Origin of the sequence: Qipengyuania vesicularis, assembly GCF_019711415.1 — a bacterium.
Taxonomy (GTDB): Bacteria; Pseudomonadota; Alphaproteobacteria; order Sphingomonadales; family Sphingomonadaceae; genus Qipengyuania; species Qipengyuania vesicularis.
Genome location: NZ_JAIGNJ010000001.1, coordinates 915,608 through 933,127 on the forward strand (window position 1 = coordinate 915,608; position 17,520 = coordinate 933,127).

Genomic DNA, 17,520 nt, shown 5'->3' on the forward strand with positions numbered 1-17,520 from the left:
GTTCGAACATCTAAGCGCAATATAGTTGCCGAGCGATACCCACGATGCTAGCGAAAGGTCAGCCGGGTAACCGGTGCCTCCGATCGGCGCGATTTTCCGCGACGAAGAGGGTCACTGTCCGGCACAGTCGACGCCATCCTGGCCTCGACCCTCGAATGTACAGGTTGATGCAGGCAACGCTTCCCTCCCACCCGACCAATAGCAAGCAGGCGGTATTGCGCGCTGCAGCAATGGCGGGTCGGACGGCTCCGACAACGGATGGGCGTTTCCGCGCAGACACGAATCACCGGCCTCTTGTTTTCGCAAGCCGCCGGATCCCGAATGCCGCAAGTCTCTATGAGATAAGCGGATTTCCTACACTGACGCGCGAACGGAGCGACGGGCACGACCCGCGCACTCGCGCATGGAGAATTATCAATGGCAACGCGCATGCTCATCGACGCGCGCCACCAGGAAGAAACCCGGGTGGCAGTCCTCAAGGGAAACCGGATTGAGGAATTTGATTTCGAATCTGCCGACAAGCGGCAGATCAAGGGCAATATCTACCTCGCCAAGGTAACAAGGGTAGAACCATCACTTCAGGCGGCATTCGTCGATTTCGGCGGTAACCGGCACGGTTTCCTCGCCTTCAGCGAAATCCACCCCGACTACTACCAGATCCCCAAGGAAGACCGCGAAGCCCTGCTCGCGGCCGAAGCCGAAGTTGCCGAAGAAGAGCAGCGCCTGCGTGCCGAGGAAGAAGAGCGCGGCGAGATGCCGGGCGACGAGTACGACGCCGAGGAAGAAAGCGCAGAAGCGCTCGCCGAAGACCTCGCCGAAGACGGTCTCGAAGAAGTCGATACCTCCGACAAGGATGACGTCGCCACCATCGAGGAAGGCCAGCTCGACGGCGACGAGGATGACGAAGACGAAGAGGACTCCGACGAGGAGCCTGTCGAGAACGAAGAGAGCGAAGACCGTCCCAAGGGGCGTGGCCGTCGTGGCCGTGGCCGCCGACAGGGCAAGGGCCGTACGCGGGCGAAGGAAGTCGATGAAGCCCGCGCCAAGCGCATGGCCCTGCGCCGCAAGTACAAGATTCAGGACGTTATCCAGCGCCGCCAGGTCCTGCTGGTACAGGTCGTCAAGGAAGAACGCGGCAACAAGGGTGCTGCCCTCACCACCTATCTCAGCCTCGCCGGCCGCTACACGGTTCTCATGCCGAACAGCAGCCACGGCGGTGGCATCAGCCGCAAGATCAATTCGGCAAGCGATCGCAAGCGCCTGAAGCAGATCGTCTCCGACCTCAGCCTGCCCAAGACCATGGGCCTGATCGTCCGCACGGCCGGCCTTTCGCGCAACAAGACCGAGATCAAGCGCGACTTCGATTATCTTGCCCGCCTGTGGGACGAGATCCGCGAGAAGACACTCGCTTCTGCAGCGCCTGCGCTGATCCATTCGGACAGCGACCTCATCAAGCGCGCGATCCGGGACATCTACAACCGCGATATCGAGGAAGTCGTTGTCGAGGGAGAGGAAGGCTACAAGTCGGCCAAGGCCTTCATGAAGATGCTTATGCCCAGCCACGCGCGCCGGGTGAAGCAATACGCCGACCCCGTGCCGCTGTTCCAGCGCTATGGCGCGGAAGACCAGCTCAAGGCGATGTACGATCCGGTGGTCCAGCTCAAGTCGGGCGGGTACCTCGTGATCAACCCGACCGAGGCACTGGTGTCGATCGACATCAACTCGGGCCGCTCCACCAAGGAGCATAATATCGAGCAAACCGCGCTCCACACCAATCTGGAAGCGGCCAAGGAAATCGCCCGTCAGCTCCGCCTGCGGGACATGGCCGGCCTGGTGGTGATCGACTTCATCGACCAGGAGCACCATTCGAATACCCGGAAGGTCGAGCGCGCCATGAAGGACGCGCTGAAGAGCGACCGCGCGCGCATCCAGGTGGGCCGTATTTCCAGCTTCGGCCTGATGGAAATGAGCCGTCAGCGCCTGCGCACCGGTGTGCTCGAGGCGACGACGCGCGAATGCCCGCACTGTGATGGCACCGGTCTCGTGCGCACGGCCAGCTCGGCTGGCCTATCCGCCCTGCGCCTCATCGAAGAGGAAGCGGCCAAGGGCAAGGGAACCAAGATCCGCCTCGCTGCCAGCACCGAAGCTGCCGTCTACCTGCTCAACGAGAAGCGGGCCGAACTCGTGGAGATCGAGCAGCGCTATGGCGTAACCGTCGAGGTCGTCCCCGAGGGCGAGGACGAAGGCGCCAAGATGAGTGTCTCGAGCCACGGCCCCAAACCGAAGGACGCGCCAAGATTCGAAGCCCTTGTCGATGACGAAGAGGACGAGATCGAGGATGAAGACGATGTCGACACCTCGGACGAAGACGAGGACGAAGATGATCGTCCGCGCAAGAAGCGCCGCCGCCGCCGTGGCGGACGTGGCCGAAACAAGAAGCGCGATCAGGGCGGCGATGACGAAGCCGCAGACGACACCGATGACGACGCGGCCGATACTGAAGCCGACGCGGAAGACGACGGCGACGACAAGCCGAAGAAGCGCCGTCGCCGCGGAGGACGCCGCCGTGGCGGCCGTGGTCGCGGCAAGGGTAATGCCGAGGAAGTAACTGCCGAAGATGCCGAGAACCTCGAAGAGGTCTCGGAGCAAGTGGTTGACGACATGGCAGTCGTGGCCGGCCCGGACGATGCGGCGGAAACCGCGGAAGCAGCCGCAGAAGAAAAACCGAAGAAGCGTGCCACTCGCCGCAAGAAGAAGGCCGACGAAGCTCCGGCTGACGAAGCGCCGGCAGACAAGGACGCTGAAGAGGCACCCAAGCCCAAGCGCACTAGGAAAAAGAAGGTAGAGACCGAGGAAGCGGTCGAGGACACGCCCAAGCCGAAGCGGACCCGCAAGAAGAAGGTCGACGCCGAGGAAGGCGAGACCTCAAGCGGGGAAGAGGCAGCCCCCAAGCCAAAGCGCACCCGCCGAAAGAAGGCGGATGCCGCCGAGGTTGCCGAGCAGGTCAAGGAAGACATGGCTGTTGTCGCAGGCCCGGACGATGCCGCGCAGACCGCCGATGCTACGGCCGACGCTGGCGAAGACAGCGGCAAACCACGCCGCGGCTGGTGGCAGCGCACCTTCGGCGAATAAGCGAGTCAAGGCTCCCCGCCTGCGCAATCTCGTAGGCGGGGAGTTCGAAACCTGAGCTTACACGCCCGTTCGGCGCGCAACCCCCCATTCCATCCAGCCCACCACCTTGGGTGTCTTGTCGAGGTAGGCCTGTCCCATCGGCATGACTTCGAACCCTGCCCCTCTAAGCGCTGAGCCGATTGGACGGGTCAGGTGGCAACCACCGGCCAGCGGTTTCCACAAGGGTTCGATTCGCATCTGCCAGCGGGCGATATCCGGGTCCGGAGCCTTGCCGTGTTCAAGGAACAGTAGTTTACCGCCGGGTTTCAGCACTCGCCGTAGCTCCGAAAGTACCTTGTCGGGATCATCGACCGAACACAGGGTATAGGTGCAAACGGCCGTATCGAAGCTGCTCGAAGCGAAGGGGATTTCCTCCCCCACGCCCTGCCGAATGTCGTACTCCCAACCGCGCGCCTCGGCGCGTTCTCGCGCGCCTTGAAGGAGCTTGGCATGCGGATCGATACCGGCAAACCGCGTGACCTTCCCGCCGTCGTACAATGCCTGATTGAGACCGCCACCGCAGCCAAGTTCGAAGACGCTTCCTTCCGCAAGGGGGATAACCTCGCGCCTGCGCTTTTCGATACCCTTCTGTCCGCAAGCAAGCGTGATCATGCGTGGCATGATGTGCGCATCGTAGAACCGCTTGATCCCCATCACGTTCTCCGGCCTGCGACCCGGCCGGCCAGCTTAGCGCCAAAATTTCTCGGTGGAAGCCCTAGAAATGCCTTATCGGATCAAGCTCTTGGCGAGTTCGAGATCAGCCGACTTGTCGATATCGACAGCAGACCGGCCATCGCTTGCGGCGACCAATGCTGCCTTCACTTCGATCCGCTGACCTAGGCGCGAAAGTCCCTCGGCGAGAGTGAGCCTGCCGAATGCCATCGAAAGCAAGGTTCCAAGCCCAAGCCGGGCAGCGATGCGCCAAGGACGCTTGCGATGCGCCTCTACCATCGACCAGGTTTCCAATGCGCGGTAGGCTTGGGGCCGCTGGAGGTAGAACAGGTTGCAGCCCGACCAATGACCGTCGGCAAAACGAAGATAGGTTCTACGGGTATCAGGCACGGCCGCCTCGACCACTCGTCTTTCCGCCATCATGATCGACAGGTCGGCGTCATCCGGCGTGCCATCGATCAACTCCAGCACCCATCCTGCCTCCAGCAGGCCGTGATCGCTCGTGGTGACAAGCAGGGGAGCACCGATTTCCGCGAATGCCTTTCCGACGCTGGCGCTGGGACCGGGCATGGGCGCGATCACTTCTGCTCCGAGCATTCTGGCCAGGTCCGCGACGGGTCCCGTATCGCAGCTTACGGCTATCCGCTCGATACCCGCATTCCGCAAGGCGCCGATCACCCTTTCGAGCAGCGTCTTGCCCCCGATTTCGATAAGCGCCTTGTGCGCAGCTCCCTGCTGAAGGGCAAAGGGATCTCCTCCCGGCCTTGTACCGGCAAGGACCAAAGCGGCAGGAAGGGTTTTCGTGGATGCCATCACTTCGGGGCCTTAGCGGCCAACGCTCTCGTCGCACAGCGCCCTTGGGAAAGTTTTCGCAGGCGTTGCATGCAAACCATTGCCCAGCGCCCGCGGGCCTCCTAATCCCCGCGCCATGAAGAACAGGCAGGCCTCTCCGTCCATCGAAACCGTCGGCACCAATCCAACCAAGCTATGGGGGCTCACAAACGAGGAGCGCCATCGCCGGATCGGGGCTGCCAATGGTTACGATGGCTCGGCGGGTGAAGCGGTCCTGCTGGTCAACGCGAGCTACGTGGCCGATCCGGCTTGGGTGCGGCATCTCGCCGACAATCCCGGCCTGGTCCTGATGATTGATGGCACACCCGCCCTCGCCCATGCGACGAGCGCTGAGCAGGCCGAAGCTCTCCGCAAGGCTATCCATGCTGGCAACACACCCGATGGCACCGAAGGGCTGGACTTCCTTCGCTACGAGGACGGCCCGACCATCGAGAACAAGCAATTGCGCAAGCGCGAAACGCCGTTCCTCACCAAACTCGAACCGGCCACACTCCGATCGATCGAGCGATCAAGCTATTTCGGTGCCTACAAGGGCGTGACCGATATTCTCACCAAGTACCTATGGCCGGAATGGGCCTTGATACTCACCCGCCTTGCGGCGCGGATCGGCATGACGCCGAACATGGTGACGGCCATCGGCGCGGTCATGTGCATCGCTGCTACGGTGGCCTTTGCCTTCGGCCATTACTGGAGCGGCATGGCGATGGGCCTCGTTTTCATGGTGCTCGATACGGTGGATGGTAAGCTCGCGCGCTGCACCATAACCTCGAGCTGGTGGGGTAACATTTTCGATCACGGGATCGATCTCGTCCACCCGCCCTTTTGGTGGTGGTTCTGGGCGACCGGCCTGGTCTACTGGGGCCTCGAGCTCGACAATACCACCTTCTGGTGGGTGCAAGGAGCGATCCAAGGGGGATACGTCCTCCAGCGGCTGATCGAAGGCGTCTTCATGCGTCGCAACGGCATGATGCATATCCATGTCTGGCGGCGTTTCGACAGTCAGTTCCGCCTGATAACCGCCCGGCGCAATCCGAACATGGTCATCCTGTTCGTATCGATGCTGGCAGGGCGACCGGACATCGGCATCATTGCCGTTGCCTGGTGGACGGTGATCTCGCTTCTTGTGCATATGGTGCAGCTCGTGCAGGCAGAGATCGCACGCGCAAGGAAGGGTTCGCAACTGACCAGCTGGCTGGCGGAGGAAGGCGCATGAACGAGACGATCGTAAAATTCGGCTTCCCGGCCACTCTGCTGCGGGAACTGGAGCATTGGGTGATCCTGCTGCGCCCTGCCCAGCCCACCCTTGGAAGCCTGGTCCTTGCAGCGAAATCCGACGCTACCGAGTTCTCCGCCCTGCCATCGCAGGCGCATGCCGAGCTGGCGGAAGCAACACGAGCAATAGAGAGCGCGCTTGGCTCGTTCGTGGAATATTCGAAGATCAACTACCTCATGTTGATGATGGTCGATCCCAACGTCCATTTCCATGTGATCCCGCGCTACGAGGGTGTACGCAGTTTCCGGGGAATGGACTATGTCGACGCAGGATGGCCGAAACTCCCTGAACTCGGTCAGGCAGTTGCGCTCGATAATGACCAAATCTCGACCCTCGTCTCCGAGCTCGAGCCATTGCTAAAGTAGCTTCAGGAGCAACTCATTGATTCCCTCGAAACTGATCAATCGCCTCCTCGAAGACGAACGTCTCACGCTCGTGGACGTTGGCGCGGCGGGCGGACTTCACGCACGCTGGAAGCCGGCAGAGGAACGACTGCGGCTGATCGGATTTGAACCGCTCGACGAGATAAGCGATGACGGTGCCGTCTTGTCGCTTCCATGGGCATTGGGTTCGGCTGACGGCAGCGCGGAATTGAAAGTCACCAAGCGGGTCAGCATGACTTCGCTGCTCGATCCGGCCAGCGACCTGATTTCCCGTTTCTGGGACAAACCCGAACACACGAAGATCGTTGAGCGCATACCGGTCGAGAAGCGGCGGCTCGACGATCTTGCAGGCGAGCACAAGTTCGACCCCGATTTCATCAAGATCGACGTCCAGGGCGGGGAAATGGATGTGCTCGAAGGGGCCAAGAGATGCCTGGGCACTTCGATCCTCGCTGCGGAGATCGAGCTGTCCTTTATCGAGCGCTATAGCGGCCTGACCAAGTTCTCCGATGTCGTTACATTCATGGAAGGCCAGGGGTTCGAACTCTTCGATCTCTGGCGCATCAAGCGATATCGTCACAGCAACCGGGCGGGCGTCGTCAACCCGGGTACCGCCCGGGGTCTGCGCGCTGGTCGCCTCGCATTTTGCGATACCCTGTTCGTGAGGCGGGATGACGAGCTGCTGCGCTGTGCGGAAGCAAGCCGGGCGACCGCCGGCAAGCTTATTGCCATCTCCCTGATCTACGGAAAGGCGGATCTTGCCGCCCGCTTGCATGATGTAACCCGCGACGCCTTCGACGCCGAGCTGAACGACGGGCTGGACCGGTATTTCAAGAAGTTATCGGGCCGCCAGCTGAACCCCCGCGGCCTTCACCGCGCACTGGATTATTTCGCCAGCAAGGTTTGATGAGCCGCCTAGCTGGCCCATTTGTCGGTCAGGACAGTGGCAACCTCGATATCGTTGAGGAAATCGACCTCGGCCCATTCCATGCCTTCGATCGAGGTCGTGCCCACCTTCCCGGTGTCGGCGATCATGTCGATGACCTTCAGATACCAGTGATTGACCCCATCGGGTGTACGCATCGTCCGGCGGACCGTTTCGCGAAACAGTTCTGCGCCCTCTCCACGGAAAGCCAGGAACCCGATCGATTCGGAGTTGCTTTCCTCCGCGGTCAGCGTCTTGCCGATCCTTGCGAGCCGCCCGTTCTCACCGCGACTAACCTTCATGTCGTCACTGTCATAGGCGGCCTTTACGTCGACCGTGACCGCGATTGGCCAGTCTGAGCCTTCCTGCACCTTTCGCACGATATCTTCCGAGATCAGCGTGTCGCCGTTGAGAATGAGGAAATCGCCCTTCATTTCCTCGCGCATGATCCAGCAAGAGCCGAGATTGTCGGCGACCTTGAAGAACGGATTGAAATGACAGGAGATTTCAACCCTGGGATCCGAGATTTTGGAGACAAGCTCTTCAACCATGTCGGTCATGAAACCGGTCACGATGTCGATCCGCTTGACCCCGCAGCGAGCAAGCATCTCGATCTGCCACTCGATCAGCGTCTTGCCAGAAAACTCGATCAGGCACTTTGGGCGTTCTGCGGTAAGCGGCAGCAGGCGCGAGCCCTGGCCCGCGCTCAGGAGAATGGCGTGTTCAATCATGCACCGCCCTTTAGTCGGCCTCGTGCAGACCCGCAACGCCCTCGTCGACAGGCCAAATCGTCCCCATGCTTGCGCGCCGCTTAGTCGTCGCTAAAAGCGCGGCTCGAATGACCGACACCGCAGCACATGAAGGCCGACCACGCTCGCTGATCGCGCGAATGCTGACCGACGTCGCATGGCTGATCGGTGGCAAGGGGTTTGGTGCGGTCTGCTCGCTCATCTATCTCGCTATTCTCACGAGATCGCTCGGGCTCAAGGACTTCGGCCACTTTGCCCTGATATTCGGCACATCGCAGGCGCTTATTGCGATCGCCGGCTTCCAGACCTGGCGCACCGTCGTTCGATTCGGGGTCAAACATATCCATGACGAGGACTGGGCCGGCTTCGGGCGGCTCAGCATGATGGCATTCCTTCTGGATGTACTGGGCGCGGTGATCGGCTGCCTGATCGCCTATATCGTCTTCTACCAGTTCGCCGTGGAACTCGACCTCAACCCGACCCTGATCGACACTGCCTTCTGGTTCAACGTTGCTGCCCTATGGGCTCTCGTATCCGCTCCGACGGGCATCGTGCGTGCGCTCGATCGGTTCGACGTAGCCGTCTACGTCGAAGCTCTGGTTCCTGCAGGCAGACTGATTGCCGCGGCGGTCATCGCCCTGACCGGGCCGAGCCTAGTCCTGTTTCTCATCGCGTGGGCCGTGATCGACCTGATCGAGGCGGCGGTTTACTGGATTGTCGCCAGGCGGCTCAGCCCGCAAGCCATCCGCTTGAAGTATCTGCCTAGAGCATTCGAGGCCCGCCACGAAAACCCGGGCCTCGTTCGATTCTTCGGAATAACCTACCTCAGCGCCACCCTGGAGGCGATGTTCAAGCACGGTCCCCTGCTGGCGGTCGGTTACTTCGTGGGCACCAGCGCTGCTGGCATCTACCGACTGGCGCAGCAGTTGGCACAGGGCCTGACCAAGCTCTCCGCCCTGCTTAGCCGTGCAGCCTATGCACAAATCGCACGCGCCAGTGTGGCATCGGCAGCGCAGGAGTTTCGCAACCTCGCGTCGCAAACCACCAAGCTGGCGGCAATCGGTGGCGCGATTGTGGTCATCGCCGTGGCCACCTTCGGCGGACACATCCTGGCCCTGCTTGGCGGTGAAGACTTCCGCAACGGCTATACCATCCTGCTGCCACTGGTGATCGTTTCGAGTATTGAACTGGCAGGCGTCGCTTTCGAGCCGGTCCTTCACGCAACCGGACGCGCTCGCCTTTCGCTTCTTTCGCGTTTCGTCACAGTGGCCGTTGCAGCAGTCGCGATCGGATTCCTGGTCCATGGCTATGCCGAACAGGGCATCGCATGGTCGCTCGTTATCGGAGCCGGCGTGGGCAATATCGTTATGGGAATGCTGGCGTATCTGTCGCTGCGCCAACAGGGTGTCTCGACGATCAAGGATATCAGCGAAACCTAGGCTTCGCCGTCGATCACACACCACCCGAGCGCTTCGGCTCGCGCTTTCTTGCTGGCGCTCGTTGTGACGAAGATCGCCTCATCGGCCAATTCGAGCATTGGCGCATCGGCGAAGCTATCGCTGACGAAGCGCATTTCGGCAGCCTCGGTCTCGGTCCCGATCCACGCCTCGACCCGGCGACGCTTTTCTTCGCCATAGCAATTGCCCCCGGGGATCGATCGTCCGTCCCATTGCGTCGCGATGACATCGACGACCCCAAGTTTTTCGGCAAAGGCGCGTGCATAGAACTCGAAAGCGGCCGTTGCGACGATCACCTCTCGGCCTCTGGCGCGATCTTGCTCGAGCATGGCGACCACGCCCGGCATCCAGCCCGCCGTGGCGACATGGTGGTTTGCGAACTGCCTGCCCACTTTTTCCAACTGTTCGAGACTGGCGCTCCCCAGCATTAGTTTCATGCCTGCAGTCTTGAGGCTGGTTCGATCATATAGACCTATCCGGTATCCGATCATCATCAGGACCCAGATCGGCAGCAGGATCAGTCTCCATGTGGAAAGCCTGCGTGCGGCAAAGGCCAGGAAGGGCGTGAAGGTCGCACGCCGCACCAAGGTTTTGTCGAGATCATATATCGCCAGTTTCATATCGGGGCCCGTGGCACTTTCACCTCCTGTCAGCAAGAAGCGACGATTGGCCCTTGGTTGGACTTGCGCCATACGCTCCAGTGGCTAGATAGGCGCCAACCGCAGACAGGATCGAATATTCACATGGCGACCTTCACCCTTCCGAAGAATTCGAAGATCACGGGCAAGACCCGCGTCCACAAGGCCGAGGGCGGCAACCGGGTGAAGACCTTCAAGATCTACCGCTACGATCCCGATACCGGCGAGAATCCGCGCTATGACACGTTCGAGATCGATCTCGACGATTGCGGCCCGATGGTTCTCGACGCGCTGTTCAAGATCAAGAACGAGATCGACCCCACGCTGACCTTCCGCCGTTCCTGTCGCGAAGGGATATGTGGCTCGTGCTCAATGAACCTCAACGGGAAGAACGGCCTCGCCTGCACGACTGCGATCGACGATCTCAAGGGCGATATCCGCATCACCCCGTTGCCGCACATGGAAGTCATCAAGGACCTCGTGCCCGACTTCACCCATTTCTACGCGCAATACGCGTCGATCCGGCCCTGGTTGCAGACGGTTTCGCCCACACCCAGCGGCAAGGAACGCCTCCAGTCGCCCGAACAGCGCGAGAAGCTGGACGGCCTTTACGAATGCATCCTGTGCGCCTGCTGCTCGACCTCTTGCCCCAGCTATTGGTGGAATAGCGACAAGTTCCTTGGCCCGGCCATCCTGCTGCAAGCCTACCGTTGGCTCGCCGACAGCCGTGACGAAATGACCGGCGAGCGGCTGGACCAGCTGGAAGATCCCTTCCGCCTCTATCGCTGCCACACGATCATGAACTGCGCGAATGTCTGCCCCAAGGGCCTCAGCCCTGCAAAGGCCATCGCCGAAACCAAGAAGATGATGGCGGAGCGTGCGATTTGAGGATCGCTGCGGCTGCCTTGGTTTGCGGCCTGCTGGTCACCTCTGCACAAGCCCATGATCGTGGCGAAAGCTCGCCCTGGTCCGAAAGGGACGGCTGGGTTCACGTCGGAACCGATCCCGAGAAAGGCGATGTGACTTACGTCGCGGTCGACCGCCTCCTGCGCGCAGGCGACGCCGTGTTTGTCGAGACGCTTCGCGTTGAGGCCAGTGTGGACGAGCGTTTCGGCACAAACCAGGCGCATTATCACATGCTGCTCGACTGCTCGGACGGAACATGGACCCGCATATCCTATCGCGGCTATCGCCCTGACGGAACGGGATCGCGTCTGCTGGACCGCCCTCTCGGGGAGCGCGAGCCGCTTGACGAGACCAGCGTCCTTGGCCGGGCCTTCGCGATTGCATGCATGGATGCGACCGAAGGGCTGGAGAGAATTGCCGATCCAGTGGCGCATGCCGCCGACATGATCGAAGAATAATGACCGGCAGTGGCCCCAGACTGAGGGACGATGTGTTTGAGCACGGCCCGGACCCCGACAATCCGGGGTGGCGGCACTGGAACCTCAAGGACGACACGCTCTTCAATGGCGCGGTCATGGGAAAGCTCATTACGCGAGTGGACGAGGATGGCGAGCACTCGCGCCTTCGCATGTTTCCCGAGCGCAAGCATGAGAACCTTCAGGGCATCATCCACGGCGCAATTACGCTGTCGCTGATCGACATCTCGCTCTTCACAACCATGCACACACTGGGAAGCGGCAACGCCGGACCTTCGGTGACGCTTGAATTGTCGACCCAGTTCATCGGCGCGGGTTATCCCGATCGCCCGCTCGATGCCGTAACGGAGATCGTACGCGAAACCGGTAGCCTCGTCTTCGTTCGCGGCCAAGTCGAGCAAGGCGAGCATGTCGTCGCCTCATTCTCGGGAATCGTGAAGAAGATGCGCCCGAGATGACGGGGATGCTGGCGCGCTACGAGCGGCTGGTCGCTGCTGGCGAATTGCGGAGCGATGCAGACCAGCGCCGCGCAGCAGAACGCCTCGACCGACTGCAGAAGGACCTCGAATCGGACAGCTCGGGCGGACTCCTCAGCCAGCTGTTTCGCCCGAAGAAGACGCGGCCGCAGGGCGTCTACATGTGGGGCGGTGTGGGACGCGGAAAGTCCATGCTGATGGACCTTTTCGTCGAGACCCTCGGCATTGCCGAGAAACGGCGCGTTCACTTTCACGAATTCATGCTCGAAGTCGACCGACTGATCCGAGATGAGCGCCAGAAGGAAGCTGGAGATCCGATCGCGCCTGTCGCGGCCCGGCTGGCGAAGGATGTGCGATGCCTCGCCTTCGACGAGATGGTGGTCAACAATACGGCCGATGCGGCGATCATGGCCCGCCTGTTCACATCGCTCATCTGCGACGAAGGCGTGACCATCGTGACCACCAGCAACCGCCCGCCCTCCGATCTCTACAAGGACGGGTTGAACCGCTCGCTGTTCTTGCCCTTCATCGACCTCGTCCAGGCCGAGCTCGACGTGATGCCGCTAAACGGGCCGACGGACTATCGGCTGGACCGGCTGGGCGACATCGAAAGCTGGCATACGCCGCTTGGCGATGAGGCCACCGCGCAAGTCCGCGAGGCCTTCTTTCGCCTGACCGACTACAAACCCGAAGATGCGGACAACGTGCCGAGCGGCGAAATCGATCTTAGCGGCGGGCGAACATTGCACGTGCCCAAGAGCCTCAAGGGTGTCGGTGTGTTCAGCTTCAAGCGCCTTTGCGGAGAAAACCGCGGGGCAGCCGATTACCTGGCGATCGCCCATGCCTATCACAGCGTGATCGTGGTCGGCATCCCCCGCCTATCGCCCGAGAACCGCAACGAAGCGATTCGCTTCACCAAGCTGGTCGATGCGCTCTACGAGAACAGCGTCAAATTGTTTGCGACTGCCGCTGCCGAGCCGGAAGAGCTCTATGTCGCAGGAGATGGAGCGTTCGAGTTCGAACGGACGGTGAGCCGGCTCAAGGAAATGCAGAGCGCCGATTACATGGCGCGTGGGCACGGGCTCGCAGCCTAGGCTGCGTCGCGCGAGGCGCTGCTCTCAAAGTAGTTGATCATCATCGTCAGGACCTGCCGCAGGGTGCGTTCCTGGTCCTCTAGCCGGTTCTCGATCGCGGCGAGGCGGGCATCATCGTCCCTTCCCTGTTCCTCGGCGCGGTCCTGGGCCAGCTTCGCGACTTCCTTGCGTAGCGAGGCGACAATCTTGTCGCGCTGCGCGAAAGCTTCTTCGATCACCGCGATCTGAGCATCGAGCAAACCGGGTTCTTCCGGCTGGGCAGCAGCGCGTGCCTCGGCTTGGTGCGTATCTTGAGGCGCGGCATCGCGCGTTGGCTCGGCTTTCTGGGGGGAATAGTCGTTCACCGGAGCCTCCTGCGGCACGCGGCCGTGCATCTCGTCGATGACCCTGCCGACGAGCGGCGGATCGATAACATTGCGGCCTTCCATCGCGCCCTTCATCAAGAGCTGCGACATCAGCCGGTTGACCTTGCGCGGGATGCCGCCCGTTTCCTGTTGGATCAGCTTCCATACGCCGTCATCGAAACGCGGACTACCGTCCCAGCCCACATGTTTCAGGCGGTGCATGACGTAGGGCTCGATTTCGCCCGGCTGCATCGCCTCCAGATGGTGGGAAGCGATCACACGCTGGCGCAATTGCTCGAGCTGGTCCCATTCGCCAAGCAGCTGTTTGAACTCCGGCTGCCCAAGCAACAGCATTTGCAACAGGGGCTGCGCACCAAGGTGGAAGTTCGACAGCATGCGCAATTCTTCGAGCGCGCCGACCGTCAGGTTCTGGGCCTCGTCGATCACCAGCAGGACCTTGCGCCCTGCCCGGGCTTCGTCCTGAAGGAACATCTCGATCGCAGAAAGCGCGCCAGCCTTGTCGCCGGTGTCGACCTCAAGGCCGAAGCTGTGCGCCGCCATGCTGATCATCTCGTCGCTGCCAAGCGCGCTCGTCACCACTTCGCCGACGGTAACCGCATTCCAGTCGAGCCGGCCGCGCAAGTGACCGACAAGGATCGACTTGCCTGCCCCCACCTCGCCGGTGATGACGATGAAGCCCTCGCCCTGGTTGAGGCCATAGCCGAGATAGCTCAGCGCCTTCTTGTGCGTGACGCTCTCGAAATAGAACGCAGGATCGGGCGTCAGCTGGAAAGGCCGCTCGCTAAATCCATAATATTCTTCGTACATCGTCACGATCCTACCGGTCGGAATTGGACGCAATCGCGCCCGCGCACGGTCCCTATCGCATGGATATGGTTAAGAGCCTCATAAGGCTCCTCAAACAAGCATTTCCGCCGCTGGGCCCTGGCCCAGAAAAGCGCTGGGTGAGGCGCTGGCACCATAGGCTCCGGCGCAGAAGACCGCGACAAGATCGCCTACCTCCGCCCTTGGAAGATGCGCCTTGTCGGCCAGGCGATCGAGCGGGGTGCAGAGGCATCCGACCACATTGGCGACTTCCTCAGGCTCGGCGTCGAAACGGCTCGCTATGGCGAGCGGATAGTTGCGCCGGACCACCGTCCCGAAATTGCCCGAAGCGGCGAGCTGGTGGTGCAACCCGCCATCGGTGACCAGATAGGTCTCACCGTGGCTTTCCTTGCGATCGACAATCCGCGTCAGGTAAACGCCAGCCTCGCCGACGATATATCGGCCAAGCTCGATGAAGAGTTCCGCTTCGATGAGCATATCCGACAGGTTTTCCAGCCTCTTGCCAAGACTATCTCCCACCAGTTCGAGGTCGAGCGGTTCATCACCATGGAAGTACGCGATCCCAAAGCCGCCACCCATATTGAGTTTCGGGAGCGCGGTACCTGCCTCACTGGCAATCCGGTCGGCTAGATCCAGCGTGTTGGCCTGCGTCTCGACGACGAACTCCGCATTGAGCGCCTGACTGCCGGTGAAGATGTGGAGCCCGCGAAACTCGCAGCCTGCCGCCATGATCTCGCCGATCAAGGTCGGCACTCGATCGGCATCCACACCGAAGGGCTTGGCCCCGCCCCCCATTTTCATGCCCGAGCCCTTGAGCTCGAAATCAGGATTGACGCGAATGGCCAGACGCGGGGTCATTCCCAGCTTCTCCCCAATGGCAAGCGCCCGTCTCGCTTCGTTCTCGCTTTCGAGGTTGAGCGTCACGCCGCCCGAAATGGCCGCTTCCAGTTCCTCGTCACGCTTGCCAGGTCCTGCAAAGCTGACTCTCTCGCCGCTCACGCCAATGGCCTGCACCATTTCCAATTCGCCACCGGACGCGATATCGAGACCATCGACCAGGTCGGCAACGAAGTCCAGCAGCGGCGCATAGCTGTTGGCCTTGATCGCGTAATTCAGCCTGATCCGATCCGGCATGGCAGAGCGCAATCGCGCTATCCGCTGCTCGACCAGCGATTTCGAATAGACGAAGAGCGGAGTTCTGCCCGCCTGTTCCACCAATTCGCTGGCGCGGTGGCCGGAAATGGCGAGTTCGCCACCTATGGCGTCATATCCCGCAGGTATCGGACCGACAGGCTTCACGCGCCGATCTCCCGCGCGAGCGCAGTGCGATCGATCTTGCCGTTGGGATTGAGAGGCATCGCGTCGCGCCAGTGAATTACGTGCGGCTGCATGAAATTGGGCAGCTCCTTCGCCAGTGCTTTCTTGAGCTTGTCCTCCGCCTCGCCGGTATCCGATGACGCGCGAACGACAAGGTGTATCGCCTGACCGAGCCTCTCGTCAGCGACGCCCAGCGCGACGGCCTCCGCCACGATTCCCGTCGCGAGTGCCGCGCTCTCGATTTCCTGCGGGCTGATACGGTTGCCCGAGCTCTTGATCATCGCATCGCGGCGACCGAGGAAATAGAGCAATCCGTCCTCGTCGCGCCTGACGCGATCACCCGACCAGACTGCGGTCCCACCATAGTGCGAGGCGCGGGGTGCGGGACGGAAGCGTTCTGCAGTCCGCTCGGCATCCTGCCAGTACCCTTGAGCCACCAGCGGCCCGCAATGAACCAGTTCCCCCTCCACCCCCGGTTCGCACACCTCTCCCCCATCGTCGACCACCAGGATTTCCGCAAACGGGATCGCCTTGCCAATCGAGGCGGGATGAGTGGCTACCAAGTCCGGATCGAGAAAGGTGGAGCGAAAGGCTTCTGTCAGTCCATACATCGGAAAAATGTCTGATTTCGGAAATTTGTCGCGCAAACCTTCCATCAATTCTACCGTAAGCGCTCCACCGCTATTTGTGAGCCGCCGCATTGGCGTCACCGCATCTTCGCTCCACTCGGTTTCCAGCAGTTGCACCCAGAGCGGTGGCACGGCGGCCAAGGTCGTTACCGAATTCTTTGCGCAGGCCTTCACCACGTCACGGGCGAAGAGATAGTCGAGCGGAGCAACGGCGCCCCCAGCATACCACGTGCTGAGCAGCTGGTTTTGTCCGTAGTCGAAACTGAGCGGGAGCGCGCCGAGCACCACATCGTCGCCCGCCAATTCCAGGTAGTGCGCGACTGCGACCGCTCCGAGCCAGAGGTTCGCATGGCTCAACATCACGCCTTTCGGCCGGCCTGTCGAACCGCTGGTGTAGAGAACAGCCACAAGATCGTCGGGATTGTGCCCTGATGGTCCCAAACGGCTATCAGTCGCCTCTGCCCGCTCCCAAGCCGCGTCCTCTTCGATGGTATCGCATCCTGTCGGGACATCGCCTTCTTCCAGCGTTGCGAGCCGTGCCTTGGTGCCGACCAGCAGTTTCGCCCCGCTATCGGCAAGGATATGGGCCACCTGCATGCGCTTCAGCAGCGGATTGATGGGGACATGCACCACCCCCGCCCGCGCCGCCGCAAGAGCAAGGAGGCAGGTCAGCTCGCCCTTGGCAGCCCAGCTCGCGACGCGATCGCCCTCACTCACCTCCTTGGCGAGCCATCCGGCGAGCAGGGCGACGCGCGCAGCAAGCTCGGAATGTGTGAGCACCCGGTCCTTCAGGATGAGTGCAGGCGCATTCTCCACACCACGACCCGCCAGATGGTCGAGCGGGAATGGGTTCGGATCGGGAGATGTCGGATCGGTCGCGGCCATTGCGGTCATGCTATCCCTTTATCGCGCCAATGACGCAAGTGCGCTGGTAGGCTTCGTCTTGCCCCTCCCGAATTGCGCGGCTAAGGGCAGGCCCGCTTGGAGAAACGGGAAAACAGCCATCAGCATGACCTGCGATACCGCCACCGCCGAACCGACCGGCCCTAGCCGCAGTGCGATCGACGAACGGCTTCGTGCAATCCTGGTCGACGTCCTCTCGCTCGATGCGGAAGATGTGGCGCAATTCGATGCCGAAACGGGGCTGTTCGGGCACTTGCCGGAACTCGATTCCATGGCAGTTGCAACGCTGTTCACCGAGATGGAAGATCGCCTCGACATCGTTATCGAGGACGAGGACGTCGATGGCGAAATGCTCGAGACCTATGGCGGGTTACTGGCCTTTACCGAGGCGAAGTGCATCGGGGCCTGA

Annotated in this window: 17 protein-coding genes; 10 read left to right on the forward strand and 7 right to left on the reverse strand. The window is 61.4% G+C overall.

Features of this window, described 5'->3' with window-relative positions; genetic code table 11:
* The first annotated feature begins 417 nt into the window (after positions 1-417).
* Positions 418-3,132, forward strand: a complete 2,715-nt coding sequence (locus K3146_RS04580; protein ID WP_221544987.1) for an Rne/Rng family ribonuclease — start codon at positions 418-420, stop codon at positions 3,130-3,132.
* A 57-nt stretch (positions 3,133-3,189) separates the two neighbouring features.
* On the opposite strand, the gene K3146_RS04585 is transcribed toward K3146_RS04580, so the two are convergent.
* Together K3146_RS04585 and K3146_RS04590 are read right to left on the reverse strand one after the other, a co-directional pair.
* A complete protein-coding gene (locus K3146_RS04585; RefSeq protein ID WP_221544988.1) occupies positions 3,190-3,825 on the reverse strand; it encodes a class I SAM-dependent methyltransferase in 636 nt (211 codons plus the stop codon).
* Between the two features lie 72 nt (positions 3,826-3,897).
* Complete coding sequence (locus tag K3146_RS04590) at positions 3,898-4,656, reverse strand: nucleotidyltransferase family protein (protein ID WP_221544989.1); 759 nt, start codon at positions 4,654-4,656, stop codon at positions 3,898-3,900.
* Positions 4,657-4,771: 115 nt separating this feature from the next.
* Here K3146_RS04590 and K3146_RS04595 point away from each other — a divergent pair, with 115 nt between their 5' ends.
* The 3 genes from K3146_RS04595 to K3146_RS04605 are packed head-to-tail and all read left to right on the forward strand — an operon-like array spanning position 4,772 to position 7,258.
* Complete coding sequence (locus K3146_RS04595; RefSeq protein ID WP_221544990.1) at positions 4,772-5,908, forward strand: CDP-alcohol phosphatidyltransferase family protein; 1,137 nt, start codon at positions 4,772-4,774, stop codon at positions 5,906-5,908.
* On the forward strand, positions 5,905-6,333 hold the full coding sequence (locus tag K3146_RS04600; protein ID WP_221544991.1) for an HIT family protein: 429 nt from the start codon (positions 5,905-5,907) through the stop codon (positions 6,331-6,333). Before K3146_RS04595 ends, K3146_RS04600 begins: the two co-directional genes overlap by 4 nt.
* 16 nt (positions 6,334-6,349) lie before the next feature.
* Positions 6,350-7,258: an FkbM family methyltransferase gene (locus K3146_RS04605; RefSeq protein WP_221544992.1), complete on the forward strand. Its 909-nt coding sequence runs from the start codon at positions 6,350-6,352 to the stop codon at positions 7,256-7,258.
* Positions 7,259-7,266: 8 nt separating this feature from the next.
* Here the strand turns inward: K3146_RS04605 and K3146_RS04610 are convergent, their stop codons facing one another.
* Entirely contained in the window at positions 7,267-8,007 is a 741-nt protein-coding gene (locus tag K3146_RS04610) for a phosphocholine cytidylyltransferase family protein (protein ID WP_221544993.1), read from the reverse strand.
* A gap of 107 nt (positions 8,008-8,114) precedes the next feature.
* Here K3146_RS04610 and K3146_RS04615 point away from each other — a divergent pair, with 107 nt between their 5' ends.
* The gene (locus tag K3146_RS04615) at positions 8,115-9,464 is read left to right on the forward strand and encodes a lipopolysaccharide biosynthesis protein (RefSeq protein WP_221544994.1); all 1,350 of its coding nucleotides are present in this window, start codon (positions 8,115-8,117) and stop codon (positions 9,462-9,464) included.
* On the opposite strand, the gene K3146_RS04620 is transcribed toward K3146_RS04615, so the two are convergent.
* Positions 9,461-10,102, reverse strand: a complete 642-nt coding sequence (locus tag K3146_RS04620) for an HAD-IB family phosphatase (protein WP_221544995.1) — start codon at positions 10,100-10,102, stop codon at positions 9,461-9,463. The genes K3146_RS04615 and K3146_RS04620 overlap by 4 nt on opposite strands.
* 123 nt (positions 10,103-10,225) lie before the next feature.
* Here K3146_RS04620 and K3146_RS04625 point away from each other — a divergent pair, with 123 nt between their 5' ends.
* Genes K3146_RS04625 through zapE form a run of 4 tightly spaced genes read left to right on the forward strand, consistent with a single transcriptional unit; the run spans position 10,226 to position 13,072 of the window.
* Complete coding sequence (locus tag K3146_RS04625) at positions 10,226-11,008, forward strand: succinate dehydrogenase iron-sulfur subunit (protein ID WP_221544996.1); 783 nt, start codon at positions 10,226-10,228, stop codon at positions 11,006-11,008.
* Positions 11,005-11,484, forward strand: a complete 480-nt coding sequence (locus tag K3146_RS04630) for a hypothetical protein (protein ID WP_221544997.1) — start codon at positions 11,005-11,007, stop codon at positions 11,482-11,484. The genes K3146_RS04625 and K3146_RS04630 overlap by 4 nt, the downstream gene beginning before the upstream one ends.
* On the forward strand, positions 11,484-11,960 hold the full coding sequence (locus tag K3146_RS04635) for a PaaI family thioesterase (protein WP_221544998.1): 477 nt from the start codon (positions 11,484-11,486) through the stop codon (positions 11,958-11,960). Before K3146_RS04630 ends, K3146_RS04635 begins: the two co-directional genes overlap by 1 nt.
* The gene (zapE, locus tag K3146_RS04640) at positions 11,957-13,072 is read left to right on the forward strand and encodes a cell division protein ZapE (RefSeq protein WP_221544999.1); all 1,116 of its coding nucleotides are present in this window, start codon (positions 11,957-11,959) and stop codon (positions 13,070-13,072) included. The genes K3146_RS04635 and zapE overlap by 4 nt, the downstream gene beginning before the upstream one ends.
* Here the strand turns inward: zapE and K3146_RS04645 are convergent.
* The 3 genes from K3146_RS04645 to K3146_RS04655 all read right to left on the reverse strand — a co-directional run bounded on the left by K3146_RS04645 (position 13,069) and on the right by K3146_RS04655 (position 17,093).
* On the reverse strand, positions 13,069-14,244 hold the full coding sequence (locus K3146_RS04645) for an ExeA family protein (protein ID WP_221545000.1): 1,176 nt from the start codon (positions 14,242-14,244) through the stop codon (positions 13,069-13,071). The genes zapE and K3146_RS04645 overlap by 4 nt on opposite strands.
* Before the next feature lie 90 nt (positions 14,245-14,334).
* Positions 14,335-15,561, reverse strand: coding sequence for a pyridoxal-dependent decarboxylase, exosortase A system-associated (locus tag K3146_RS04650; protein WP_221545001.1), 1,227 nt, complete (start codon positions 15,559-15,561; stop codon positions 14,335-14,337).
* Positions 15,558-17,093: an acyl-CoA ligase (AMP-forming), exosortase A system-associated gene (locus K3146_RS04655; RefSeq protein ID WP_221545225.1), complete on the reverse strand. Its 1,536-nt coding sequence runs from the start codon at positions 17,091-17,093 to the stop codon at positions 15,558-15,560. The genes K3146_RS04650 and K3146_RS04655 overlap by 4 nt, the downstream gene beginning before the upstream one ends.
* A gap of 124 nt (positions 17,094-17,217) precedes the next feature.
* On the opposite strand from K3146_RS04655, the gene K3146_RS04660 reads away from it, so the two are divergent.
* Positions 17,218-17,520, forward strand: coding sequence for an acyl carrier protein (locus K3146_RS04660; protein WP_221545002.1), 303 nt, complete (start codon positions 17,218-17,220; stop codon positions 17,518-17,520).